Genomic DNA, 21,556 nt, shown 5'->3' with positions numbered 1-21,556 from the left:
TCGCCTAGAACTGGCCGAGGTAGAAGCGCGCACCCTGGTCGTCGGTGCACTCGGCCATCAATCCGTACGGCTGCCGCGACGGCGCCTGGATGACGGTGCCGCCCGCCTCCCGAACCCGCGCCACGGCGGCGTCGATATCGGCGACGGTCCACATCGGTACAGTCACGGCGCGTTCACTGCCTCCCGCGACACCGGCCATCGGATGGGTCTCGGCGATCTGCCAGCCGTCCTCGACGCGGCCGGGGTCGAACGTCCAGTACAGCACCCGGCTGTAGAACGCCTTGAACGCAGCCGAATCCGGCACTTCGTAGGTGATGTACGAAAGTTCGCCCGGCCCAGCGCCGTTCAGCTCCGGGCGCGGCTGGCCCGGCGCAGGCTGGAAGACGGCGAACGCCGTGCCAAGTGAATCGGTGGCATCCAGCACGGTGCCGAAGTCGAACTCCTGCGCCTCGCCCGCCTGGCCGCCACCGGCCTCGATCGCCTGCCGGGCCGCCGCAAGATCGGCGACCGCGTAGCAGCACAGCAACGTCTGTCGGTCGGGCACCGGATAGATGCCGATGTGCTGTTTGGTGTTGGTGACCTGATGGGTGGCCCGGTCGTAGGTCCAGCCGAGCACATGGCCGTAGAACGCCGCGGCCCGATCGGCGTCGGGTGTCCACACGGACACGTAGCCGACATCGCCGTGCTGGATCGGTGTCACCGCACCCGTGCTGGGCCCGCTGAGCATCCAGCGATGCCCGAACGGGTCGACGATCGTGGCGTTGCGGGTGCCATACGATTCGTACACCTCGCGCTCGACGCGGGCGCCCTTCTCCCGCGCCGTCTCCAGAGCCGTGTCGGTGTCCGGCACATGCAGCATCAGACTCACCGAAGTCGACTGCGGCACTGGCGCTTTCAGTCCGAGCTCGGGATACTCGTCGGCCAGGTAGAGCACACCGCCGGCCAGCGCCAGCTCAGCGTGGCCGATGCGGCCGTCATCCATCACGATCGGCTCCCCGACCACCGAGGCGCCGAAGGCCTCGACATACCAGTCGATCGCATCACGGGCGTTGGCGACGGTGAGGTAAGGCAGCGCCGCGGGCCGGGGCGATGGCGCCGCCACGGCGGGCTCGTTGAGTTCGGCGATGGCGGTTTCGGTGCCACTCATGACAACTCCTCGGGTTCGATCAGGTTGGGACTCATACAGATTCACGGCCGTTTCCAGCCGGGACCGCAGCCGCGCCGCGAATTCCGGATCGGGCTGGACCGGAAGTTCGTCACCATGCAGCACGGTCAGCGGATCGATGCTGTTGTTCATGGCATCCCTCCTTCCGATCCTGGGTAGTGCGCTCGGAACGCCCGGCGGGCGCGAACCAGCAGCGCTTCGGTCGCGTGTACGGTGCGGCCGATCAACTCGGCGCATTCGGGCACCGAGCAGTCGTCCATGTAGCGCAGCGCCAGCACGGTCCGGTGCTGCTCGGGCAGCTTGGCCAGCACGCGCTCGGCGACGATGCGATCGAGCGCGGCGTCCCAGTCGTCTTCGGGTTCGACGGGCTCGGGCAGCTCGGCGACCGGCACGCTGAACCGGTCGTGTCGCCGGCGGTAGTGGTCGGCGAGCTTGTGCCGCGCGACGCCGATCAGCCACGGCACCGTCATCGGCGGTGGATCGGCTTTTCGGGCCGCATCCATCGCCGCCAGAAACGTTTCCGACGTCAGGTCCTCGGCGGTGCTGCGGTCCGCGCAGCGCCGTACGAAGTACCCGTACACGACCGGCAGGGCATCGTCGTACAGCGCCAGCAGGGCCCGCGGCGCGTCGTCGCGATCCGGTTCGGCCGTCACACCCCTATCGTCGCCATCCGGGCCCGAACTCCGACGGGGTTGCCGGAAAATAATTGGAGTCCGGGGGCGGAGTGCGCAATCGTGTGTTGCCGTGATCGATGTCGAGGCGTTCGTCCGGGACGGTTTCGTCAAGCTCGAGCAGGCGGTTCCCCGCGGTATTGCCGACGCGGCGCGGGATTTGCTGTGGAAGCAGATCGGGCTGTCGCCGCACCGGCCCGAGTCGTGGACCCAGCCGGTGGTGTGGGCGGCGGATCTGACCGGTGAGGGGCCCTTCGGCCAGTTGGCCCGCAGCGCGCGGTTGGCAAGCGCGCTGGATCAGTTGTGCGGGCAGTCGGGCTGGCTGCCGCGTAATGCGCTGGGACACATCCCGATCCGATTCCCGGTGAGTCCGCCCGCCGACGACCGCGGCTGGCACATCGACCTCAACACGCCGGTGTCGGCCGATGCGTGGGCCGTCAGCGGCCGGCCGCACACCATGTTGGTATTGACGCTGCTGTCAGCGGTCGGTCCCGACGACGCGCCGACACGCATCCGGGCGGGCTCACACCGCGATGTCGCAAAGGTCCTCGGCGAGGAGTCGGTCGACTTCATGGAGTCGGGCCCACTGGTGGATGACGCCAGCACCGGCCGCCCGGAGGTCACCGCGACCGGACTACCGGGCGATATGTACCTGGTGCACCCGTTCACCGTGCACGCCGCCGACGTGCACCGTGGTGCCACGCCGCGGTTCATGGCGCAGGGGCCGATCGTATTGACCCAGCCGCTCCGCCCCCAGAGCCCGTCGGCGCTGGCCAGGGTGTGGCACGAATAGCGTTGTCACGCTATGGCTCACGGCCGTTCCAGTGCGTCCAGTCCGGGACGGGCGATGATGTCGAACGCCTCGCCCAGCGCGACGGCCAACGCCACCGACTCGTCGGCCAGCCAGTGCTCGTAGGCCGAGAGCGCGACGCCCAACATCGTCCACGCCACCGTCTGGGGAACCAGATCGCCGACTTTCACCCCCAGCCTGCGCGCCACGAAGGCAGCGATCACGTCACGCCATCCGGCGTACATGGTCATCGAATAGGCCTGCAGTTCGGCGGTTTGCAGTATCACCCGCATCCGTTGGCGATGGCGGGCGGTCTCAGACTCGTCAAAAGTGTTGAACGTCAACAACGCATCGCGTAGAGCTGCGCCGAGCGGAACCGTCGCGTCCACCTGGTCGAGCAGCTCGCGCAGATACTGAAGGTGTGCGTCGAAATCGCCCCAGGGCAGCGCGTTTTTCGACGGGTAGTAGCGAAACAGGGTGCGACGCGCGATTCCGGCGGCGTGCGCGACGTCGTCGACGCTGACCTCGTCGAAGCCCCGGGCCGCGAACAGATCGATCGCGACATTGCTGATGTGGTCCCAGGTCGTCGAGCGGCGCCGGCCCACCCGGTGTGTGGAAACCGGCCTCATGACAACCCCACCCTTCCGTTCTGGCACTCAATGCCATATTATTGCGACCTCGATCACAATTGTCGAGATCCGTCCGACAGGAAGGTGCAGTTCATGGAGCCGAATCAGCACGTCGAGACCGAGACCGAACTCGTCACCGAGTCTCTGGTGGAAGAGGTCTCGATCGACGGTATGTGCGGGGTTTACTGACCGTGCCCGCGCCGGCGGCCCAAACGGCCGTCTTCGACCCCGACCTGCGCTGGCGGCTGCACCATCAGGTGGCGGTGCGCCCGGAGCCGTTCGGGGCGTTGCTGTATCACTTCGGGACGCGCAAGCTGTCGTTCCTGAAGAATCGGACGATCGTCGAGGTGGTCAAGTCTCTCGATGACCACCCCGACGCTCGATCCGCTTGCCGCGCTGCGGGAATCGACGACGCCCAGCAGGCGCCGTACCTGCACGCGCTGGGCGTATTGGCCCAGTCCCAAATGCTGGTGATCAAGGAGACGCAATGACAGCGGCGACAGCCCCCGTGCCCCGACTCGTCGAGCAGTTCGAACACGGTCTCGACGCGCCGATCTGCTTGACGTGGGAGCTCACCTACGCATGCAATCTGGCCTGCGTGCACTGCCTGTCCTCGTCGGGCAAGCGTGATCCCCGTGAGCTGTCCACCCAGCAGTGCAAGGACATCATCGACGAACTCGAACGCATGCAGGTGTTCTACGTGAACATCGGCGGCGGAGAACCCACTGTGCGGCCTGATTTTTGGGAGCTGGTCGACTACGCCACCGCGCACCACGTCGGCGTCAAGTTCTCCACAAACGGTGTGCGCATCACCCCGGAGGTGGCCGCCAAGTTGGCGGCCAGCGACTACGTCGACGTCCAGATCTCCCTCGACGGCGCCACCGCGGAGGTCAACGACGCGGTGCGGGGCGCGGGGTCCTTCGCGATGGCCACCCGGGCACTGGAGAACCTGGCTGCGGCCGGGTTCAAGGACGCGAAGATCTCGGTGGTGGTCACTCGGCACAACGTCGACCAGCTGGACGAATTCGCTGATCTGGCAGCGCGTTACGGCGCCACACTGCGGATCACCCGGCTGCGACCGTCGGGACGCGGCGCCGATGTGTGGGACGAGCTGCACCCCACCCCGGAGCAGCAGGTGACGCTCTATGACTGGCTGGTCGCCAAGGGGGAGCGGGTGCTGACCGGTGACTCGTTCTTCCACCTGTCCGGGCTGGGCGAGCCGGGCGCGCTGGCCGGGCTCAACCTGTGCGGCGCCGGCCGGGTGGTGTGCCTGATCGACCCGGTCGGCGACGTGTACGCCTGCCCATTCGCCATCCACGACCGCTTCCTGGCGGGAAATATCCTGTCCGACGGTGGTTTTGACAATGTCTGGAAGAATGCGCCGCTGTTCCGCGAGCTACGTGAGCCGCAGTCGGCAGGCGCCTGTGGCAGCTGCGGGCATTACGACAGCTGCCGCGGCGGCTGCATGGCGGCCAAGTTCTTCACCGGGTTGCCGCTCGACGGTCCCGACCCGGAATGCGTTGAGGGCTACGGTGTTCCGGCGCTGGCCCGCGAGCGCGACAAGCCCCGGCCCAGCCAGGACCACTCCCGAAGTGGTCCGGTGGCGCTCAAGCTTCTCACCACGCCTCCGAAACGCCTCTGCAACGAAAGTCCGGTCTAACTCATGGCACGCGATAAGTGGTTCGAGACGGTGGCGATCGCCCAGGAGCGGGCGCGCAAACGGCTGCCCAAGTCGGTGTACGGCGCCCTGGTGGCCGCCAGCGAGAAGGGCGTCACGGTATCCGACAACGTCGAGTCGTTCGCCGAGCTCGGCTTCGCGCCGCACGTGGTGGGCGCCGTCGAGAAGCGTGACCTCGCCACAACCGTTATGGGGCAGGATATTTCACTGCCCGTCGTGATCTCCCCGACCGGCGTGCAGGCGGTGCACCCAGACGGCGAAGTCGCTGTCGCGCGGGCGGCAGCGGCGCGTGGCACCGCGATGGGCCTGTCGTCTTTCGCGAGCAAGCCGATCGAGGAGGTCATCGCCGCCAACCCCAAAACCTTCTTCCAGGTTTACTGGCTGGGTGGGCGCGACGCCATCGCCGCGCGGGTGGAGCGCGCCCGAGCGGCCGGCGCGGTCGGTCTGATCGTCACGACCGACTGGAGCTTCTCGCACGGCCGGGATTGGGGCAGCCCGAAGATCCCCGAGCAGATGAACCTGCCGACCATCGTGCGGATGCTGCCGGAAGCCCTCACCAAGCCGCGGTGGCTCTGGCAATGGGGCAAGACGCTGCGTCCGCCCAACCTGCGGGTCCCCAACCAAGCAGCCAAGGGCGAACCCGGCCCGCCGTTCTTCAACGCCTACGGGGAGTGGATGGGCACGCCGCCGCCCACCTGGGAGGACATCGCGTGGCTGCGCGAACTGTGGGGCGGGCCGTTCATGCTCAAGGGCGTGATGCGCATCGATGACGCGAAACGTGCTGTGGATGCGGGTGTTTCGGCGATCTCGGTGTCCAATCACGGGGGCAACAACCTCGACGGCACACCCGCGTCGATCCGCGCGCTGCCGGCCATCGCCGACGCCGTGGGCGATCAGGTCGAGGTGTTGCTGGACGGTGGCGTGCGCCGCGGCAGCGACGTCGTCAAGGCGCTTGCGCTCGGTGCGCGCGCGGTCATGATCGGGCGGGCGTATCTGTGGGGGCTGGCCGCCGAGGGACAGGCCGGTGTCGAGAACGTGCTCGACGTACTGCGCGGCGGCATCGACTCGGCACTGATGGGATTGGGCCGCGCGTCGGTCCACGATCTGGTTGCTGGCGACGTCTTGGTGCCGCCTGGGTTCACCCGGGCGCTCGGGGTGCCTGCCGACCCGCAATCCTGACCCATCCGCTGGGCAGCCGAGCACACGGTGGTACGGGCGTGGCGCAAGGGGCTAACGGGGTCGGGCGTCAGGGCGTCGCGGAAACCCTCGGAAAATCAAATCCTACGTATCGGCCAACAATTGGCGCACGCCAGGTGAATTCGGCTTACCATCGGCGAGTGGCTTTCCCAAACGAACTTGGGAACTCAACGTCGAGACAGCTACACAGTATGTCCCCCACGTTGGTCGTCCCGGTAGGTTCCACCGAACAACATGGACCCCACCTGCCGTTAGACACCGACACCCGGATCGCGACGGCGGTCGGTCACGCGGTTGCTGACCGGCTGGCCGCCGAGCGCTCGGAGGGCTCCGACTGGCTCGTCGCGCCTGCGATCAACTATGGCGCCAGCGGCGAACACGAGAGCTTCCCGGGCACCGTATCCATCGGAACCTCCGCTCTTCGGCTTTTGCTGGTGGAATTCGGCCGGTCGGCGGCGAGATGGGCATCGCGCCTAGTGTTCATCAATGGGCACGGTGGAAATGTCGAGGCATTGGGCGCTGCGGCGGCTTTGCTTCGATACGAGGGACGCGACGTCGGATGGTGCTCCTGCAGCGTCGCGAACGCCGATGCACACGCCGGGCACACCGAAACGTCTGTATTGCTACATATTTCGCCAACCGATGTGTGGGCCGACGAGCGGTTGCCCGGCAACACCGCGCCCCTGGCCGAGCTGATGCCACAGATGCGTCGCGGCGGTGTGGCGGCGGTCAGCGCCCTCGGCGTGCTCGGTGACCCCACCACGGCCACCGCCGAGGCCGGCGCGCGTATATTTGCCGAGATGGTCAACGGCTGCGCGGATCGGGTGCGGCGATGGCGACCTGACCGCGACGGGATGCTCATATGACTGGACCGCGACTACCCGACGGATTCGCCGTTCAGGTGGATCGCCGGGTGAAGGTTCTCGGGGAGGGCTCGGCTCTGCTCGGCGGTTCACCCACCCGGTTGCTGCGCCTGGCTCCGGCCGCGCAGACCATGCTCAACGGCGGGCGGCTCGAGGTGCACGACGCGCTGTCGGCACAGCTGGCCCGCACGCTGCTCGATGCCACCGTCGCGCATCCGCGTCCGCCCAGCGGTCCGTCCTACCGCGACGTGACGGTCGTTATCCCGGTGCGCAACAACACTTCTGGCGCGCAACGGCTGGTCGCCACGCTGCGCGGGTTGCGTGTCATCGTCGTCGACGACGGTTCGACGCCGCCGGTTGCGCTGTCCGACTTCGCGGGTGTGCACTGCGACGTCCAGGTGCTGCGCCACGCCCAGAGCCGGGGTCCCGCGGCCGCACGCAACACCGGGCTGGCGGCCTGCGACACCGACTTCGTCGCGTTCCTGGACTCCGACGTGGTGCCCCGGCGAGGCTGGCTCGAGGCGCTGCTCGGCCATTTCTGTGATCCGGCCGTCGCACTGGTGGCGCCGAGGATCGTCGGGCTGCGACGGGCCGACAACCTGGTGGCGCGGTACGAGGCGGTGCGCTCATCGCTCGATCTCGGTCAACGCGAAGCGCCGGTGGTGCCTTACGGCACGGTGTCCTACGTGCCCAGCGCGGCCATCATCTGCCGACGCACGGTGCTCAACGAGGTCGGCGGATTCGACGAGACGCTGTCCTGCGGTGAGGACGTCGATCTGTGTTGGCGCTTCATCGAGACGGGCGCCCGACTGCGCTACGAGCCCGTGGCGCTGGTCGCCCACGACCACCGCACTGAATTGCGAGAGTGGTTGGCCCGCAAAGCATTTTACGGTGAGTCAGCGGCACCGCTGGCCGTGCGTCATCCCGGTAAGACCGCACCGTTGGTGATCTCGGGGTGGACGTTGGTGGTCTGGATTCTGTTAGGCATGGGCTCGTGCATCGGCTACCTGGCCTCGATGGTGATCGCCGCGATGACGGGGCGACGCATCGCCAAGTCGTTGAGCGCCGTCGAAACCGAACCCAAGGAAGTCGCAGTGGTGGCCGGTATGGGGTTGTGGTCGGCGGCCCTGCAGTTGGCCTCGGCGATCTGTCGGCACTACTGGCCGATCGCGCTCATCGCCGCGGTGCTGTCGCGGCGCTGCCGGCACGCGGTTCTGGTGGCGGCTATCGTCGACGGGGTGGTGGACTGGATCCGTCGCAACGGCAACGCCGATGACGACACCAAACCGATCGGCCTGATCACCTACATCCTGCTCAAACGGCTCGACGACATCGCCTACGGCACGGGCCTGTGGACCGGGGTGGTCCGCGAGCGCCACGTCGGAGCGTTGAAGCCGCAGATTCGGAACTGAAGCGCGCCTTGCACAGCGACGTGTTGATCGTCGGTGCCGGTAGCGCGGGATCAGTTCTGGCCGAACGACTTTCGGCAGATCCACAGCGACGTGTCACGGTGGTGGAGTCAGGTCCGGCACCGTCCGATCCGCGAGTACGGGCGCAGATCACCGACGGGCTGCGGCTGCCCATCGGCGCTGCCAGCTCCGTCGTCGCGCACTTCAACACGACGCTGACCGACGAGCCGATCCGGCGCACACAGATTACGCGCGGCGCCGTGGTCGGCGGTTCCGGGGCGATCAATGGCGGCTACTTCTGTCGCGGGCTGCCGGACGACTTCGATGGATGGGGACTGCCCGGCTGGGCGTGGGCCGATGTCTTGGAGCACTTCCGCGCGATCGAAACCGACGTCGACTTCACCGGCCCGCTGCATGGGTCGGATGGACCGATTCTGGTCCGCAGAGTGTCTGAATTCGACGGCTGCACAGCGTCATTCGTGCAGTCTGCCACCGATATGGGCCACCGCTGGGTGGACGATCTCAACGGGGCCGACGCCGGACGGCCGTGCCCGCCGGGGGTCGGGGCGGTGCCGTTGAACATCAACGGTGGCACCAGGGTCGGGCCCGGGGGCGCCTACCTGCAACCGGCGATGGAACGCTCAAACCTCACTGTGCTCGCCAACACCCGGGTACGCCGGGTGAGCATCGTCAACGGCCGCGCGCGCGGCGTCGAGTGCGTCGGGCGGAACGGCGCGGACGAACTGACCGCTGATCGAATTGTCCTGTCCGCCGGGGCAATAGGATCAGCACATCTACTGATGTTGTCGGGAATCGGCCCGGAGGACGTGTTGGCGGCCGCGGGCATTCCGCTGATCGCGGCGCTGCCGGTCGGCACGTCGTTCTCCGATCATCCCGAATGGGTGGTTTCCATCGATTGGTCACCCACCCACGGCCTGCCTCCACTGGAGGCGGTGCTGACCACACCGCACGGCCTCGAAATCCGGGCGTATACAGCAGGATTCGATGCTCTGGTGCACGGACCCGGCGATGATCCGGCCGATCACCCTCACCTGGGAGTGGCGCTGATGCAGCCGCAGTCACGAGGCCGCATCAGGCTGGCCTCCGCCGACCCGACGGTGCCCCCGATCATCGAACACCGCTACGACAGCGCACCCGCTGATGTCGAGTTGCTGCGCGCCGGAGCGGATCTCGCAAGGGAACTGGCCGGTCCGATAGCGCGAGTCGGACCGCCCTCGTGGTCGACATCGCAGCATCTGGCAGGTACGGCTCCCATGGGCGCCGATGGCGATCCCGCGGCCGTGCTGGATCCGCACTGCCGGGTGCGTGGGGTCGACAGCCTGTGGGTTGTCGACGGGTCCATTCTGCCGTCGATCACCAGTCGTGGCCCGCACGCCACGATCGCCATGATCGGCCATCGCGCGGCCGAATTCGTCGCTTAGCGACGGGAAATCAGCCGACGTACGACACGGAGCTGTTGGCCGTCGCGGCCGGGAGACCAGATGAACACGAACACCGCAGCCACGATCAGCGCGATGGACAGCACCAACAATGACGCGTCCATCGCCTCCAGGAACGCGGTGTTCGCGACATCGCGCAATTGGCTACCCTGCGGACCCATCTGGTCGGCGATGGCGAGCGCGTGGGCAAGCGAGTCCAGCGCCGAATTGCGAATCGGCTCCGGGAAGTTCGCGATCATCGGCGCGAGCTGGTGATGATACTGAGCCGCCAACACCGAGCCCGCGACCGCGATACCCAATGCTGCGCCGACCTCCCGTGTCGTGTCATTGACCGCGGACGCGACGCCCTGCTTCTCGTCGGGCACCGCGTGCATGATGGCGGTGGTGGTCGGCGCCGTACACAGCCCGATGCCGATCGCGGCCAGCAGGAACGGCCACGCCATTTCGGCATAGGGCGAATCGGCTTCGAGGGTTCGCATGCACAGTAGCCCGGCGGCGAGGAACAGCAGCCCGAGTGTCACCGCCACCCGCAGCCCGACCTTGGGCAGGTACAGGTGCAGTGTTCCGCCAAGTATCAGCACGGGTACCGCCAGCGGTGTCAGCGCGAACGCGGTTTGCAGCGGGCTGTAGCCCAAAACGAGCTGCATGTATTGCATTGCGACGAAGAAGAATCCGAAGTTCGCGAAGAACAGGAAGGTGATACCGACCGATCCGGTGGCGAAATCCGCCCGGCTGAACAGTCGCACGTCGAGCAGGGGATGGCGCCGCATCAGTTGCACGATCGCGAAGGCTGCCGACAGCGCAACACCCGCGGACATGCAGCCCCAGACGAGCGGATGGCTCCACCCGCGGACGGGCGCCTCGACGACCCCGAAGACGAATACCGCCACGGCCGCCCCGATGAGGACTGCGCCGATCCAGTCGACGGGCGTGGCGGTCTTGTCACGCGAGGAGGTGATCGTGCAGGTGAGCACGAACATCAACACCGCGCCGGCGGTGAACGCGTAGAAGATCGACTGCCACGACCAGAAGTGCAGCAGGACGCCGGTGCCGAGAAATCCGAACACCGCCCCCGACCCCGCCACACCGGCCCAGATCCCAACGGCCTTGTTGCGCTCAGATTTTGGGAACGCCGCGGTGAGCAGAGACAACGTCGCAGGCATGATGAACGCCGCGCCGATGCCGGCCACCGCGCGGGCAACGATGATCTGGACCGGGCTGTCGAAGAACACCGGTGCCATGGAGGCCAGCGCGAAGATGGCGAGACCGGCGAGCAGCGCGCCACGCCGTCCGTAGCGATCGCCGATCGCGCCCGCGGGCAGCAGCAGGCACGCCAGCACCAAGGTGTAGCCGTCGACGATCCAGGTCAATTGGCCCTGAGTCGCGTTGGTCTGCAACGCGATATCGGGCAGCGCGGCGTTCAGCGCGACCATGGAGGTGATCACCATCAACACGTCCACACTGGCCACCGCCAGCAACCAGACGCGCGCTCGCGAGGACAGCTTCGCGATGTTGGCGTCGATATCCTGATCTGACCGGGCGAGGGTGTCGACCATGGTCGTCGCTCTCCTTCGGTGGCGTACTTTTGAGACTAACAGTCTCGTAGCAAGACCGATAGTCTTCTTGGCTGGAGGTGAGACAAAACGAGTAACGACCCACGGCCGGCCCGCTCGCGCGCGCGGTTGCTCGAGGCGGCGACGGCGCTGCTGCGCTCGGGCGGCCCGAGCGCGGTGACCGTCGACGCGGTCACTCGTGGCGCCAACGTCGCCCGGGCGACGTTGTACCGCCACTTCCCGAGCGGAAACGACTTGGTGGCAGCCGCTTTTCACGCGTTGATGCCGGCCGCCCCGACACCGCCCGACGAAGGGTCGCTGCGGGATCGGTTGATCGCGTTGGTGCAGGCGCAGGCGGAGTTGATCGCCGAAGCCCCGGTCAGCATCATCGCGATGTCCTGGCTGGCGCTCGGCGGCGACATGCCGGACCTGCCCTGGGCCCGCCGTCGTGGTGCGCTCGACAGCCCCGAAGTGCGGACCCTGCGCGAGCGCGTCGCCGCGCAGTACGCCGTTCCATTCGACGCCATCTTCGACAGCCCCGACGCGATGGCACAACTGGGCGATATCGATCGTACGCGTGCGGCGGCGCTACTGCTGGGCCCCATCGTGCTGGGCAAGCTGAGCACGGTGACCGATTTCGACTACCGCGGATGTGCGCGCGCCGCGGTGGACGGGTTCCTGGCCACCCACCGCAAGTCGGCCGACAGCGTCAACGCAACGAGTACCGAATCGGCAGGTGCTTGAGCCCGCCGACGAACACCGTCGATGAAAGCTCCGGTTCACCAGTCAGCTCAATGGATTCCAGCCTGGGAACCAATTCGGTGAACAGGCTGTTCATCTCCATCCTCGCCAAGGCGGCGCCGAGACAGAAATGAACGCCGTACCCGAACGCCAGATGCTTGTTGGGATCGCGGCCGACGTCGAACCGGAACGGCTCGTCGAAGATCTCTTCATCCCGGTTGCCCGAAACGTAAGCGAGATAGACGGATTCACCCTTCGCGATCGGCACGCCGCGAACGTCGGTGTCATCGGCGGCCGTACGCATGAACTCCTTCACCGGCGTCGTCCACCGGATCATCTCTTCCACGGCGGTCGGCATCAGATCCATGCTGTTGCGCAATCGCTCTAGCTCGCCGGGGTTTTCGATCAATGCGAGCAACCCTCCCGAGATGGCGTCCTTGGTGGTGTCATGCCCGGCGGTGGCGACGATGACGTAATAGGACGCGGTGTCGACGTCCGACAGGGGTTCGCCGTCGATGCGGCCGTTGGCGATCGCCGACGCCAGGTCTTCGGTGGGATGCTCGCGCCGCGAGGCGGTCAGCTTGGAGAAGTAATCGAAGAAGTCCAGCAGCACCGCCATCTGTTCCTCGAGCGTGTTGCCGCGCTTGTACTCTTCGTCGTCGCCGCCGAATATCTCCTGGGTGAGTTTGTGCATGCGCGGGAAATCCTCTTCGGGTACGCCGAGCAGCGACATGATCACGTAGAGCGGGAAGTTGACGGCGATCTCGGTGACGAAATCGCACTCCGGGCCGATGTCGCGCATCCGGTCGACATAGCGCTTGGCGAGCTCGTCGACGCGGACCTTGAGATCGCGCATCGCCTTGGGGCGGAACCAGTCTGCGCCGATGGCCCGTACCTTGCGGTGATGCGGGTCGTCCATGTGGATCAGCGTGCGCAGCCCCATTCCGGCCTCGAGTTGCGCCTTGGCGAAGTCGTCGGCCTCGGCCGTCGCCAGGAGCGGACGGGGCTCGGAAAGGAACAGAGCGTTGGCCCGCTCGATGGCCATGATGTCGGCGTGCTTGGTGATTGCCCAGAACGGCCGATATGGCGGGTTGTCCACCCAGGCAACGGGATTGTTCGCCCGCAGATGCGCCAGCGACGCGTGAAGTCGGGGTTCGTCGGCATAGGCCGTCGGATCGGCCAAAACCTTCGCGGCTTCATCCATCGTCGGCGTGCTCATCGAGTCTCCTCACGTGTGGGCTGGACGAAACTTGACGGGTGTCAAGTTGCCAGTGTATGTGACGGACGCCACTCGGGGAAGGGGGGTGATTCGGGGCCTGGTTAGGCTCAAGCGTCGTGCTGTCCCGATCCGCCCGTCGTGCTCTCGCAGCGGTAGCCGTGGTGCTGCTCGCGGCGGGCTGCGCGCGCGGTGGGGGCGAACCGCCGCGGGCGGCAGTGCCGGCGCCGTCGAGCGATCCAGCGCTGGTGCAGACGACGACGGGAACGCTGCGCGGACAAGTGACCCGCGGCTACCGAGTGTTCGCCGGAATCCCTTATGCCGCCGCTCCAATCGGACCGCTGCGGTTCCAGCCGCCGGCGCCCGCGCCGGCCTGGGAGGGCGTGCGTGACGCCACTCGTCCGGGGCCTCGCTGCATCCAGGATCCGGGCGGCGATCCGGAATTCGGTCGACAAACCGACGAGGACTGCCTGACCGTCAACGTGTGGACGCCCGGCGGCTCGGTCGGTGCGCGCCCGGTGATGGTGTGGATCCACGGCGGCGGGTTCATCAACGGCAGCGGCGGGATGTTCGACGCGCGGTGGCTGGCGTCGCGGGGCGACATCGTCGTCGTCACCCTCAATTACCGCCTCGGCACGCTGGGTTTCCTGGCCCATCCGGACCTCGGGCCGGCCGGGGCCGTCGGCAACTACGGGCTGGCCGACCAGCAGGCGGCGCTGCGCTGGGTCCGTGACAACATCGCCAACTTCGGCGGCGATCCGGCCAAAGTCACCATCGCCGGTGAATCGGCGGGCGGCATGTCCGTGTGCGACCACCTCGTCGCGCCCGACTCCGCCGGATTGTTCCGGGCGGCCATCATCATGAGCGGGCCGTGTCAGGTGCAGGCCGATCTGCCCACCGCGGAACGGGCCAGCCTCGACTACGCGGCTGAGATCGGTTGCGGGGACCGGCAATCAGCGGCGCAGTGCCTACGCGATCTGCCCGTGGATAAACTGCGCAAGCCGATCCGCTACGTGCACCTCGGCGCCGAAACGATGTCGGGGCCGGTCACCGGAACCTCGGTGCTACCGGTGGACCCGGTCGCTGGTATGGCCGACGGCCGCGGCGCGCCGGTGCCGGTCATGATCGGCACCAACCGCGACGAATTCACCCTGTTCACGGGACTGCGCTATCTACGGCTCGGAGAGCGGTTCAGCGCCGAGGACTACCCCAGTCTGCTGGCAGAGATCTTCGGTCCAGACGCCGACGCGGTCGCGGCGCATTATCCCGTGGAGCGCTACGACAGTGTGCCGCTTGCCTATTCGGCCGCCGTCACCGACGGGATGTTCTCCTGCGTCGCCGACCGGATCGGCGACGAGCTGGCCGAGACCGCGCCCGTCTACGCCTACGAGTTCAACGATCGTGACGCCCCTGCGCCCGAACCGTTGCGCACCTTGCCGTTTCGGGTCGGCGCCAGCCACTCGCTGGAGCTGCGCTACCTGTTCGACGTCGGCGGGGCGCCGCCGTTGAGTGCGCCGCAGCAAGCGCTCTCCGACGCGATGATCGACTACTGGAGCGGCTTCGTCAGCACCGGCGTTCCGCGCGCGCCGGGGCAGCCGGAGTGGCCGGACGTCGACCCCGACGGCGCACGAATGTCATTGCAGCCGGATGGCAGTCGCGTCAGCACGACGTTCGACGACGCTCACCAATGCGAATTCTGGGCCAGCCTGGAAGGTTGACGACGCCGCCCGCGCCGCAGGCGTTCGCGAGACTGTCGTTATCGAGAGGTTTCTCGAGTGGGGGCCTCGATAATGACAGTCTCGCGGTCAGTGGGCTGGCGTCACCCAGCAGGTGATGTCGGCGTGCACGACCTCGACGCCGGCCCGGTCGAGCACGCTGACCGGCACCACCACGTCGACGCCCTCGGTGATCGCCTCGAAATCGGGGAGGGGTTCGAGGCGGGCCTGCGCCCGCAGCGACGTGGTGGCCTTCTCGAGGTAGTGCACGTTCATCGCCTTGGGGATCCACCGGTGCGACGTCGGCACGGTGGCCTCCATCAGCATGCCCATCGCCATCTCGGCGGCGTTGCACGACGCGATCGCGTGCACGGTGTGCAGGTGATTGTAGACGAAGAACCACTTCGGCACGGTGACCTCGGCCAGACCGGGTTCCATCCGCACCACATGCGGGGTGATGGAGGCGAAATAGGGCACCCGCGCTATCGCCGCCGCCGAGAACAACCGGCTGCCGCCGGGGCGCGCCGCGAGCCGTTTCCACATTCGATATGTCGTGGTTGGAGCCGCCATGCCCGCGTACCTTACTCTGGAGTAAGAACGCGGCGCGTCGTCGTGGTCACAGATTGGCCAGGGATTTGGATGACGCCCGGATCTAAGGCATACTGTTCGGGTTGCCTTGAGCCGGGTTCACGCCTGGTCGGGCACACAACCGGCGCCCTAGCGGGCGCTTCCGGTTCCAATCTCGATCGTGACGGATTTCCGAAGCGGCCGAGTGCGCGTCAGGGCGACACACCCGACCGCGGGGATCGGTGAACCACAGACAGGTAAACAGCGGCGGCATACCGGGTGCGATTGAGCGTGCGCGTGCCCCAAGCAGGAGTGAGGTAGGAGAAGCGTGGCGGGACAGAAGATCCGCATCAGGCTCAAGGCCTACGACCATGAGGCGATTGACGCCTCGGCGCGCAAGATCGTCGAGACCGTCACCCGGACTGGCGCCAGCGTGGTGGGCCCTGTGCCGCTGCCGACCGAGAAGAACGTGTACTGCGTCATCCGGTCCCCGCATAAGTACAAGGACTCGCGGGAGCACTTCGAGATGCGCACCCACAAGCGGCTGATCGACATCCTCGACCCGACGCCCAAGACCGTTGACGCCCTCATGCGCATCGATCTGCCGGCCAGCGTCGACGTCAACATCCAGTAGGAGATCCCAGAAAAATGGCTAGAAAAGGCATTTTGGGCACCAAGCTGGGCATGACGCAGGTGTTCGACGAGAACAACAAAGTCGTCCCGGTGACGGTCGTCAAGGCCGGCCCCAACGTGGTGACGCGCATCCGCACCCCCGAGCGCGACGGCTACAGCGCCATCCAGCTCGCCTACGGCGAGATCAGCCCGCGCAAGGTGAACAAGCCGGTGACGGGTCAGTACAAGGCTGCCAACGTCAACCCGCGCCGCCACCTCGCCGAGCTGCGGCTCGACGACGAGGCCGCCGCCGCGGAGTACGAGGTCGGCCAGGAGCTGACCGCTGAGATCTTCGCCGACGGCACCTACGTCGACGTGACCGGCACCAGCAAGGGCAAGGGCTTCGCGGGCACCATGAAGCGGCACGGCTTCGCAGGCCAGGGCGCCGCGCACGGTGCCCAGGCGGTGCACCGTCGTCCCGGCTCCATCGGTGGCTGCGCCACCCCGGGCCGCGTGTTCAAGGGCACCCGGATGTCGGGCCGGATGGGCAACGACCGGGTGACGACGCAGAACCTGTTGGTGCACAAGGTCGACGCCGAGAACGGCGTGCTGTTGATCAAGGGCGCCATCCCCGGCCGCAACGGTGGACTGGTGATGGTCCGCAGCGCAATCAAGCGAGGCGAGAAGTAAATGGCTGCCAAGACTCTCAAGATTGACGTCAAGACACCGGCAGGGAAGAACGACGGCACCGTCGAGCTGCCCGCCGAGTTGTTCGACGTCGAGCCCAACATTCACTTGATGCACCAGGTGGTGACGGCGCAGCTGGCCGCGGCCCGGCAGGGCACGCACTCCACCAAGACGCGTGGTGAGGTGCGCGGTGGCGGCAAGAAGCCGTACCGGCAGAAGGGCACCGGCCGCGCCCGTCAGGGCTCGACCCGCGCGCCGCAGTTCACCGGCGGTGGCATCGTGCACGGCCCGAAGCCGCGCGACTACAGCCAGCGCACGCCGAAGAAGATGATCGCCGCCGCGCTGCGCGGGGCATTGTCGGACCGCGCCCGCAACGGCCGTATCCACGCGGTCACCGAATTGGTGGAGGGGCAGACGCCGTCGACCAAGAGCGCCAAGGCGTTCCTGGCCACGCTGACCGACAACAAGAAGGTGCTTGTCGTTGTCGGCCGCAGCGACGAGACGGGCGCCCGCAGCGTGCGCAACTTGCCTGGTGTGCATGTCCTTTGGCCCGACCAGCTCAACACCTACGACGTGCTCAACGCCGACGATGTGGTGTTCTCCGTCGAGGCGCTCGATGCCTACATCAGCGCGAATTCCAAAGAGTCCCAAGAGGAGGTGTCGGCCTGATGGCAACCGTCACTGACCCCCGCGACATCATCCTGGCTCCGGTCATCTCCGAGAAGTCCTACGGATTGATCGAAGACAACGTGTACACGTTCGTCGTGCACCCCGACTCGAACAAGACCCAGATCAAGATCGCGATCGAGAAGATCTTCAACGTCAAGGTCGCGTCGGTGAACACCGCCAACCGGCAGGGCAAGCGCAAGCGCACCCGCACCGGATACGGCAAGCGCAAGGACACCAAGCGCGCCATCGTGACGCTGGCCGCGGGCAGCAAGCCCATCGACCTGTTCGGAGCACCGGCCTAGCCGGCAGTTAGGGATTGAACTGATATGGGAATTCGCAAGTACAAGCCGACGACCCCGGGTCGTCGCGGTGCCAGCGTCTCCGATTTCGCCGAGATCACCCGCTCGCGTCCGGAGAAGTCGCTGGTTCGCCCGCTGCACGGCAAGGGCGGTCGCAACGCGCACGGCCGGATCACCACCCGGCACAAGGGCGGTGGCCACAAGCGCGCCTACCGCGTGATCGACTTCCGTCGTCACGACAAGGACGGCGTCAACGCCAAGGTCGCGCACATCGAGTACGACCCGAACCGCACCGCGAACATCGCACTGCTGCACTACCTGGACGGCGAGAAGCGCTACATCATTGCGCCGCAGGGACTTTCGCAGGGCGATGTGGTGGAGTCCGGCCCCAACGCCGACATCAAGCCGGGTAACAACCTGCCGCTGCGCAACATCCCGGCCGGCACCGTGATCCACGCCGTCGAGCTGCGTCCCGGCGGTGGTGCCAAGCTGGCCCGCTCGGCCGGTTCCAGCATCCAGCTGCTGGGCAAGGAAGGCACCTACGCGTCGCTGCGCATGCCGTCCGGCGAGATCCGCCGCGTCGACGTGCGCTGCCGCGCCACCGTCGGCGAGGTCGGCAATGCCGAGCAGGCCAACATCAACTGGGGCAAGGCCGGCCGCATGCGGTGGAAGGGCAAGCGCCCCACCGTTCGTGGTGTGGTGATGAACCCGGTCGACCACCCGCACGGCGGTGGTGAGGGCAAGACCTCCGGTGGTCGTCACCCGGTCAGCCCGTGGGGCAAGCCCGAGGGCCGTACCCGCAAGCCGCACAAGCCGAGCGACAAGCTCATCGTCCGACGCCGACGCACCGGCAAGAAGCACCGGTAGGAGTTAGCTGATGCCACGTAGCCTGAAGAAAGGCCCGTTCGTCGACGACCATCTGCTCAAGAAGGTCGACGCTCAGAACGAGAAGAACACCAAGCAGGTCATCAAGACCTGGTCGCGTCGGTCGACCATCATCCCCGACTTCATCGGGCACACCTTCGCGGTGCACGACGGCCGCAAGCATGTCCCGGTGTTCGTCACCGAGGCGATGGTCGGGCACAAGCTGGGCGAGTTCGCGCCCACCCGCACGTTCAAGGGTCACATCAAGGATGACCGGAAGGCGAAGCGCCGGTAATGACTACGACGACTGAATATCCGTACGCCGTCGCGAAGGCGCGCTTCGTGCGCGTCTCGGCGACCAAGGCGCGCCGGGTCATCAACCTGGTGCGCGGCAAGAGCGTGTCCGAGGCGTTGGACATCCTGCGGTGGGCGCCGCAGGCCGCCAGCGAGCCGGTGGCCAAGGTCATCGCCAGCGCAGCGGCCAACGCGCAGAACAACGACGGGCTCGATCCGTCGACGCTTGTGGTGGCCACCATTCAGGCCGACGAAGGCCCGACCGCCAAGCGCATCCGGCCGCGCGCGCAGGGGCGTGCGTTCCGAATCCGCAAGCGCACCAGCCACATCACGGTGATCGTGGAGAGCAGGCCTTCGCGCGAGGACCGCGCATCCGCACGGTCGGCGCGCTCGCGTCGGGCCGAGGGCAGCAAGGCGGCCGCCGCGAAGAAGGCGCCGGCTTCTAAGGCTGCGGCCGAGAAGGCTCCCGCCAAAAAGGCGCCGGCCAAGAAGGCGGCGGCATCCAGCACAGCGAAGAAGGCGCCCGCGAAGAAGACGGCCGCTAAGAAGACTGAAGCTTCAGCGGAAGCGAAGGAGGGCTCGGAGTAGTGGGCCAGAAAATCAACCCGCACGGCTTCCGGCTCGGTATCACCACCGACTGGAAGTCCCGGTGGTACGCCGATAAGCAGTACAAGGACTACGTCAAGGAAGACGTGGCGATCCGTCGGCTGCTGGCCACCGGTCTCGAGCGCGCCGGCATCGCCGACGTGGAGATCGAGCGCACCCGCGACCGGGTCCGCGTCGACATCCACACCGCCCGGCCGGGCATCGTCATCGGCCGCCGCGGCACCGAGGCCGACCGCATCCGCGCCGACCTGGAGAAGCTGACCGGCAAGCAGGTGCAGCTCAACATCCTCGAGGTCAAGAACCCGGAGTCACAGGCGCAGCTGGTGGCTCAGGGTGTGGCCGAACAGCTTTCGAATCGTGTGGCATTCCGCCGGGCGATGCGCAAGGCGATCCAGTCGGCGATGCGCCAGCCGAACGTGAAGGGCATCCGCGTGCAGTGCTCGGGCCGTCTCGGCGGCGCCGAGATGAGCCGCTCGGAGTTCTACCGCGAGGGTCGCGTGCCGCTGCACACGCTGCGCGCCGACATCGACTACGGCCTCTACGAGGCCAAGACGACCTTCGGCCGGATCGGCGTGAAGGTGTGGATCTACAAGGGCGACATCGTCGGCGGCAAGCGTGAAGCGACCGCCACGGTGCCCACCGGCGCCGACCGTCCGCGCCGCGAGCGCCCCTCGGGTACCCGACCGCGCCGCAGCGGTGCCTCGGGCACGACCGCGACGAGTACCGAAGCCGGCCGCGCCGCATCGGGCACCGAAGAAGCGCCGGCTGCAGCCGAGGCGACCTCCGGTACCGAGGCAGCCGCGGGGGCCGCGGTCGAGACGCCGACCGAAAGCACGGAGAGCTGAATCATGTTGATTCCCCGCAAAGTCAAGCACCGCAAGCAACACCACCCCCGGCAGCGCGGCATCGCCAGCGGTGGTACCTCGGTGAGCTTCGGCGATTACGGCATCCAGGCACTGGAGCACGCGTACATCACCAACCGGCAGATCGAGTCAGCTCGTATCGCCATCAACCGGCACATCAAGCGTGGCGGCAAGGTGTGGATCAACATCTTCCCGGACCGTCCGCTGACCAAGAAGCCGGCCGAAACCCGCATGGGTTCCGGTAAGGGTTCGCCGGAATGGTGGGTGGCCAACGTGAAGCCGGGCCGGGTGTTGTTCGAGCTGAGCTACCCGAATGAGGAGATCGCGCGCGCCGCACTGACCCGCGCGATCCACAAGTTGCCGATCAAGGCACGCATTGTGACCAGAGAGGAGCAGTTCTGATGGCAGTGGGAATTACGCCTGGCGAACTGCGCGAACTGACCGACGACGAGTTGAAGGACCGGTTGCGCGAGTCCAAGGAAGAGCTGTTCAACCTGCGCTTCCAGATGGCCACCGGCCAGCTGTCCAACAACCGTCGGCTTCGCACGGTGCGGCAGGAAATCGCGCGCGTGTACACCATCTTGCGCGAACGTGAGCTGGGTCTGGCTTCCGGGCCCGCGGGTGAGGAATCGTAATGGCAGACAAGGCAACCAAGGCGGCCGGCTCGAAAGAGAAGGGCCCCAAGTACACTCCGCGTCAGGAGAAGCCGCGTGGTCGGCGCAAGACCGCCATCGGCTACGTCGTGAGCGACAAGATGCAGAAGACGATCGTCGTGGAGTTGGAGGACCGTAAGAGTCATCCGCTCTACGGCAAGATCATCCGGACCACCAAGAAGGTCAAGGCGCACGACGAGAACGGCGATGCCGGTATCGGCGACCGCGTCTCGCTGATGGAGACTCGCCCGCTGTCGGCCACCAAGCGGTGGCGACTGGTCGAGGTTCTCGAGAAGGCCAAGTAACCTTCTCGCGCGAGCAGACGCAAAACCCCCCATTTCGCAACGAAAATGGG

The 21,556-nt window shown here is 66.9% G+C and carries 26 protein-coding genes and 1 pseudogene; 21 read left to right on the top strand and 6 right to left on the bottom strand.

What is annotated here, in order from left to right; genetic code table 11:
- Nucleotides 1–4: 4 nt before the first annotated feature.
- Nucleotides 5–1,297 carry a VOC family protein gene (locus CWS39_RS05175; RefSeq protein WP_102141839.1) on the bottom strand — a complete coding sequence of 431 codons (1,293 nt, stop codon included), beginning with the start codon at nucleotides 1,295–1,297 and terminating at the stop codon, nucleotides 5–7.
- Nucleotides 1,294–1,818 (bottom strand): RNA polymerase sigma factor, encoded by a 525-nt coding sequence (locus tag CWS39_RS05170; protein ID WP_102141838.1) that lies wholly within the window; start codon nucleotides 1,816–1,818, stop codon nucleotides 1,294–1,296. Before CWS39_RS05170 ends, CWS39_RS05175 begins: the two co-directional genes overlap by 4 nt.
- 91 nt (nucleotides 1,819–1,909) lie before the next feature.
- Here CWS39_RS05170 and CWS39_RS05165 point away from each other — a divergent pair, with 91 nt between their 5' ends.
- On the top strand, nucleotides 1,910–2,629 hold the full coding sequence (locus CWS39_RS05165; RefSeq protein WP_102141837.1) for a phytanoyl-CoA dioxygenase family protein: 720 nt from the start codon (nucleotides 1,910–1,912) through the stop codon (nucleotides 2,627–2,629).
- Nucleotides 2,630–2,646: 17 nt separating this feature from the next.
- On the opposite strand, the gene mftR is transcribed toward CWS39_RS05165, so the two are convergent.
- Nucleotides 2,647–3,255: a mycofactocin system transcriptional regulator MftR gene (gene mftR, locus CWS39_RS05160; RefSeq protein ID WP_102141836.1), complete on the bottom strand. Its 609-nt coding sequence runs from the start codon at nucleotides 3,253–3,255 to the stop codon at nucleotides 2,647–2,649.
- A 93-nt stretch (nucleotides 3,256–3,348) separates the two neighbouring features.
- Between mftR and mftA the strand changes: the two genes are divergently transcribed.
- From mftA to mftG, 7 genes are all read left to right on the top strand, one after another.
- Nucleotides 3,349–3,444 (top strand): mycofactocin precursor MftA, encoded by a 96-nt coding sequence (mftA, locus tag CWS39_RS28830; RefSeq protein WP_158240320.1) that lies wholly within the window; start codon nucleotides 3,349–3,351, stop codon nucleotides 3,442–3,444.
- Nucleotides 3,429–3,746 carry a mycofactocin biosynthesis chaperone MftB gene (gene mftB, locus CWS39_RS05150; protein WP_199177973.1) on the top strand — a complete coding sequence of 106 codons (318 nt, stop codon included), beginning with the start codon at nucleotides 3,429–3,431 and terminating at the stop codon, nucleotides 3,744–3,746. The genes mftA and mftB overlap by 16 nt, the downstream gene beginning before the upstream one ends.
- Nucleotides 3,743–4,915 (top strand): mycofactocin radical SAM maturase, encoded by a 1,173-nt coding sequence (gene mftC, locus CWS39_RS05145; RefSeq protein WP_102141833.1) that lies wholly within the window; start codon nucleotides 3,743–3,745, stop codon nucleotides 4,913–4,915. Before mftB ends, mftC begins: the two co-directional genes overlap by 4 nt.
- A gap of 3 nt (nucleotides 4,916–4,918) precedes the next feature.
- Nucleotides 4,919–6,112 (top strand): pre-mycofactocin synthase MftD, encoded by a 1,194-nt coding sequence (gene mftD, locus CWS39_RS05140; protein ID WP_102141832.1) that lies wholly within the window; start codon nucleotides 4,919–4,921, stop codon nucleotides 6,110–6,112.
- Between the two features lie 134 nt (nucleotides 6,113–6,246).
- On the top strand, nucleotides 6,247–6,996 hold the full coding sequence (gene mftE / locus CWS39_RS05135; RefSeq protein WP_102141831.1) for a mycofactocin biosynthesis peptidyl-dipeptidase MftE: 750 nt from the start codon (nucleotides 6,247–6,249) through the stop codon (nucleotides 6,994–6,996).
- Nucleotides 6,993–8,405 (top strand): mycofactocin biosynthesis glycosyltransferase MftF, encoded by a 1,413-nt coding sequence (mftF, locus tag CWS39_RS05130; RefSeq protein WP_102141830.1) that lies wholly within the window; start codon nucleotides 6,993–6,995, stop codon nucleotides 8,403–8,405. Before mftE ends, mftF begins: the two co-directional genes overlap by 4 nt.
- 8 nt (nucleotides 8,406–8,413) lie before the next feature.
- Nucleotides 8,414–9,844: a mycofactocin dehydrogenase MftG gene (mftG, locus tag CWS39_RS05125; protein WP_102141829.1), complete on the top strand. Its 1,431-nt coding sequence runs from the start codon at nucleotides 8,414–8,416 to the stop codon at nucleotides 9,842–9,844.
- A gap of 2 nt (nucleotides 9,845–9,846) precedes the next feature.
- Here the strand turns inward: mftG and CWS39_RS05120 are convergent.
- Nucleotides 9,847–11,418 (bottom strand): annotated as a pseudogene (locus tag CWS39_RS05120) (MFS transporter); the annotation flags it as partial.
- Between the two features lie 126 nt (nucleotides 11,419–11,544).
- Here CWS39_RS05120 and CWS39_RS05115 point away from each other — a divergent pair.
- A complete protein-coding gene (locus CWS39_RS05115) occupies nucleotides 11,545–12,159 on the top strand; it encodes a TetR/AcrR family transcriptional regulator (RefSeq protein ID WP_102141827.1) in 615 nt (204 codons plus the stop codon).
- Here the strand turns inward: CWS39_RS05115 and CWS39_RS05110 are convergent.
- The gene (locus CWS39_RS05110) at nucleotides 12,125–13,375 is read right to left on the bottom strand and encodes a cytochrome P450 (RefSeq protein WP_102141826.1); all 1,251 of its coding nucleotides are present in this window, start codon (nucleotides 13,373–13,375) and stop codon (nucleotides 12,125–12,127) included. The two genes, CWS39_RS05115 and CWS39_RS05110, sit on opposite strands and share 35 nt — an antisense overlap.
- Before the next feature lie 116 nt (nucleotides 13,376–13,491).
- Between CWS39_RS05110 and CWS39_RS05105 the strand changes: the two genes are divergently transcribed.
- Nucleotides 13,492–15,090: a carboxylesterase/lipase family protein gene (locus tag CWS39_RS05105; protein ID WP_102141825.1), complete on the top strand. Its 1,599-nt coding sequence runs from the start codon at nucleotides 13,492–13,494 to the stop codon at nucleotides 15,088–15,090.
- Between the two features lie 87 nt (nucleotides 15,091–15,177).
- Here CWS39_RS05105 and CWS39_RS05100 read toward each other — a convergent pair whose 3' ends face one another.
- On the bottom strand, nucleotides 15,178–15,657 hold the full coding sequence (locus CWS39_RS05100) for a hotdog fold domain-containing protein (RefSeq protein WP_102141824.1): 480 nt from the start codon (nucleotides 15,655–15,657) through the stop codon (nucleotides 15,178–15,180).
- A 325-nt stretch (nucleotides 15,658–15,982) separates the two neighbouring features.
- On the opposite strand from CWS39_RS05100, the gene rpsJ reads away from it, so the two are divergent.
- The 11 genes from rpsJ to rpsQ are packed head-to-tail and all read left to right on the top strand — an operon-like array spanning nucleotide 15,983 to nucleotide 21,506.
- Nucleotides 15,983–16,288 (top strand): 30S ribosomal protein S10, encoded by a 306-nt coding sequence (rpsJ, locus tag CWS39_RS05095; protein ID WP_003883485.1) that lies wholly within the window; start codon nucleotides 15,983–15,985, stop codon nucleotides 16,286–16,288.
- Between the two features lie 14 nt (nucleotides 16,289–16,302).
- Complete coding sequence (gene rplC / locus CWS39_RS05090) at nucleotides 16,303–16,956, top strand: 50S ribosomal protein L3 (RefSeq protein ID WP_102141823.1); 654 nt, start codon at nucleotides 16,303–16,305, stop codon at nucleotides 16,954–16,956.
- Nucleotides 16,957–17,622, top strand: a complete 666-nt coding sequence (rplD, locus tag CWS39_RS05085; protein ID WP_102141822.1) for a 50S ribosomal protein L4 — start codon at nucleotides 16,957–16,959, stop codon at nucleotides 17,620–17,622.
- Entirely contained in the window at nucleotides 17,622–17,924 is a 303-nt protein-coding gene (gene rplW / locus CWS39_RS05080) for a 50S ribosomal protein L23 (RefSeq protein WP_102141821.1), read from the top strand. Before rplD ends, rplW begins: the two co-directional genes overlap by 1 nt.
- Before the next feature lie 24 nt (nucleotides 17,925–17,948).
- On the top strand, nucleotides 17,949–18,788 hold the full coding sequence (gene rplB, locus CWS39_RS05075; protein ID WP_102141820.1) for a 50S ribosomal protein L2: 840 nt from the start codon (nucleotides 17,949–17,951) through the stop codon (nucleotides 18,786–18,788).
- Between the two features lie 10 nt (nucleotides 18,789–18,798).
- A complete protein-coding gene (rpsS, locus tag CWS39_RS05070; protein WP_007167837.1) occupies nucleotides 18,799–19,080 on the top strand; it encodes a 30S ribosomal protein S19 in 282 nt (93 codons plus the stop codon).
- A complete protein-coding gene (rplV, locus tag CWS39_RS05065; protein ID WP_102141819.1) occupies nucleotides 19,080–19,667 on the top strand; it encodes a 50S ribosomal protein L22 in 588 nt (195 codons plus the stop codon). The genes rpsS and rplV overlap by 1 nt, the downstream gene beginning before the upstream one ends.
- Nucleotides 19,667–20,530 (top strand): 30S ribosomal protein S3, encoded by an 864-nt coding sequence (gene rpsC / locus CWS39_RS05060; protein WP_102141818.1) that lies wholly within the window; start codon nucleotides 19,667–19,669, stop codon nucleotides 20,528–20,530. The genes rplV and rpsC overlap by 1 nt, the downstream gene beginning before the upstream one ends.
- A gap of 3 nt (nucleotides 20,531–20,533) precedes the next feature.
- A complete protein-coding gene (gene rplP / locus CWS39_RS05055) occupies nucleotides 20,534–20,950 on the top strand; it encodes a 50S ribosomal protein L16 (protein WP_102141817.1) in 417 nt (138 codons plus the stop codon).
- Nucleotides 20,950–21,183 carry a 50S ribosomal protein L29 gene (rpmC, locus tag CWS39_RS05050; RefSeq protein WP_102141816.1) on the top strand — a complete coding sequence of 78 codons (234 nt, stop codon included), beginning with the start codon at nucleotides 20,950–20,952 and terminating at the stop codon, nucleotides 21,181–21,183. The genes rplP and rpmC overlap by 1 nt, the downstream gene beginning before the upstream one ends.
- Nucleotides 21,183–21,506, top strand: coding sequence for a 30S ribosomal protein S17 (gene rpsQ / locus CWS39_RS05045; RefSeq protein WP_102141815.1), 324 nt, complete (start codon nucleotides 21,183–21,185; stop codon nucleotides 21,504–21,506). Before rpmC ends, rpsQ begins: the two co-directional genes overlap by 1 nt.
- The last annotated feature ends 50 nt before the right edge of the window (nucleotides 21,507–21,556 follow it).

The organism is Mycobacterium hubeiense, assembly GCF_002838065.1.
In the GTDB taxonomy this organism is placed as follows: Bacteria; Actinomycetota; Actinomycetes; order Mycobacteriales; family Mycobacteriaceae; genus Mycobacterium; species Mycobacterium hubeiense.
Note: the sequence above shows the minus strand (reverse complement) of the source record. Positions and strands in the feature narration are given on the sequence as shown.

Coding starts and splice junctions, on each gene's coding strand:
- mftF (WP_102141830.1), top strand. CDS start 6,993: ATGACTGGACCGCGACTACCCGACGGATTCGCCGTTCAGGTGGATCGC.
- mftR (WP_102141836.1), bottom strand. CDS start 3,255: ATGAGGCCGGTTTCCACACACCGGGTGGGCCGGCGCCGCTCGACGACC.
- CWS39_RS05110 (WP_102141826.1), bottom strand. CDS start 13,375: ATGAGCACGCCGACGATGGATGAAGCCGCGAAGGTTTTGGCCGATCCG.
- rplB (WP_102141820.1), top strand. CDS start 17,949: ATGGGAATTCGCAAGTACAAGCCGACGACCCCGGGTCGTCGCGGTGCC.
- CWS39_RS05100 (WP_102141824.1), bottom strand. CDS start 15,657: ATGGCGGCTCCAACCACGACATATCGAATGTGGAAACGGCTCGCGGCG.
- mftD (WP_102141832.1), top strand. CDS start 4,919: ATGGCACGCGATAAGTGGTTCGAGACGGTGGCGATCGCCCAGGAGCGG.
- rpsS (WP_007167837.1), top strand. CDS start 18,799: ATGCCACGTAGCCTGAAGAAAGGCCCGTTCGTCGACGACCATCTGCTC.
- rplC (WP_102141823.1), top strand. CDS start 16,303: ATGGCTAGAAAAGGCATTTTGGGCACCAAGCTGGGCATGACGCAGGTG.
- rplW (WP_102141821.1), top strand. CDS start 17,622: ATGGCAACCGTCACTGACCCCCGCGACATCATCCTGGCTCCGGTCATC.
- CWS39_RS05175 (WP_102141839.1), bottom strand. CDS start 1,297: ATGAACAACAGCATCGATCCGCTGACCGTGCTGCATGGTGACGAACTT.
- mftC (WP_102141833.1), top strand. CDS start 3,743: ATGACAGCGGCGACAGCCCCCGTGCCCCGACTCGTCGAGCAGTTCGAA.
- mftA (WP_158240320.1), top strand. CDS start 3,349: ATGGAGCCGAATCAGCACGTCGAGACCGAGACCGAACTCGTCACCGAG.
- rpmC (WP_102141816.1), top strand. CDS start 20,950: ATGGCAGTGGGAATTACGCCTGGCGAACTGCGCGAACTGACCGACGAC.
- rplV (WP_102141819.1), top strand. CDS start 19,080: ATGACTACGACGACTGAATATCCGTACGCCGTCGCGAAGGCGCGCTTC.
- rplP (WP_102141817.1), top strand. CDS start 20,534: ATGTTGATTCCCCGCAAAGTCAAGCACCGCAAGCAACACCACCCCCGG.
- rpsQ (WP_102141815.1), top strand. CDS start 21,183: ATGGCAGACAAGGCAACCAAGGCGGCCGGCTCGAAAGAGAAGGGCCCC.
- rplD (WP_102141822.1), top strand. CDS start 16,957: ATGGCTGCCAAGACTCTCAAGATTGACGTCAAGACACCGGCAGGGAAG.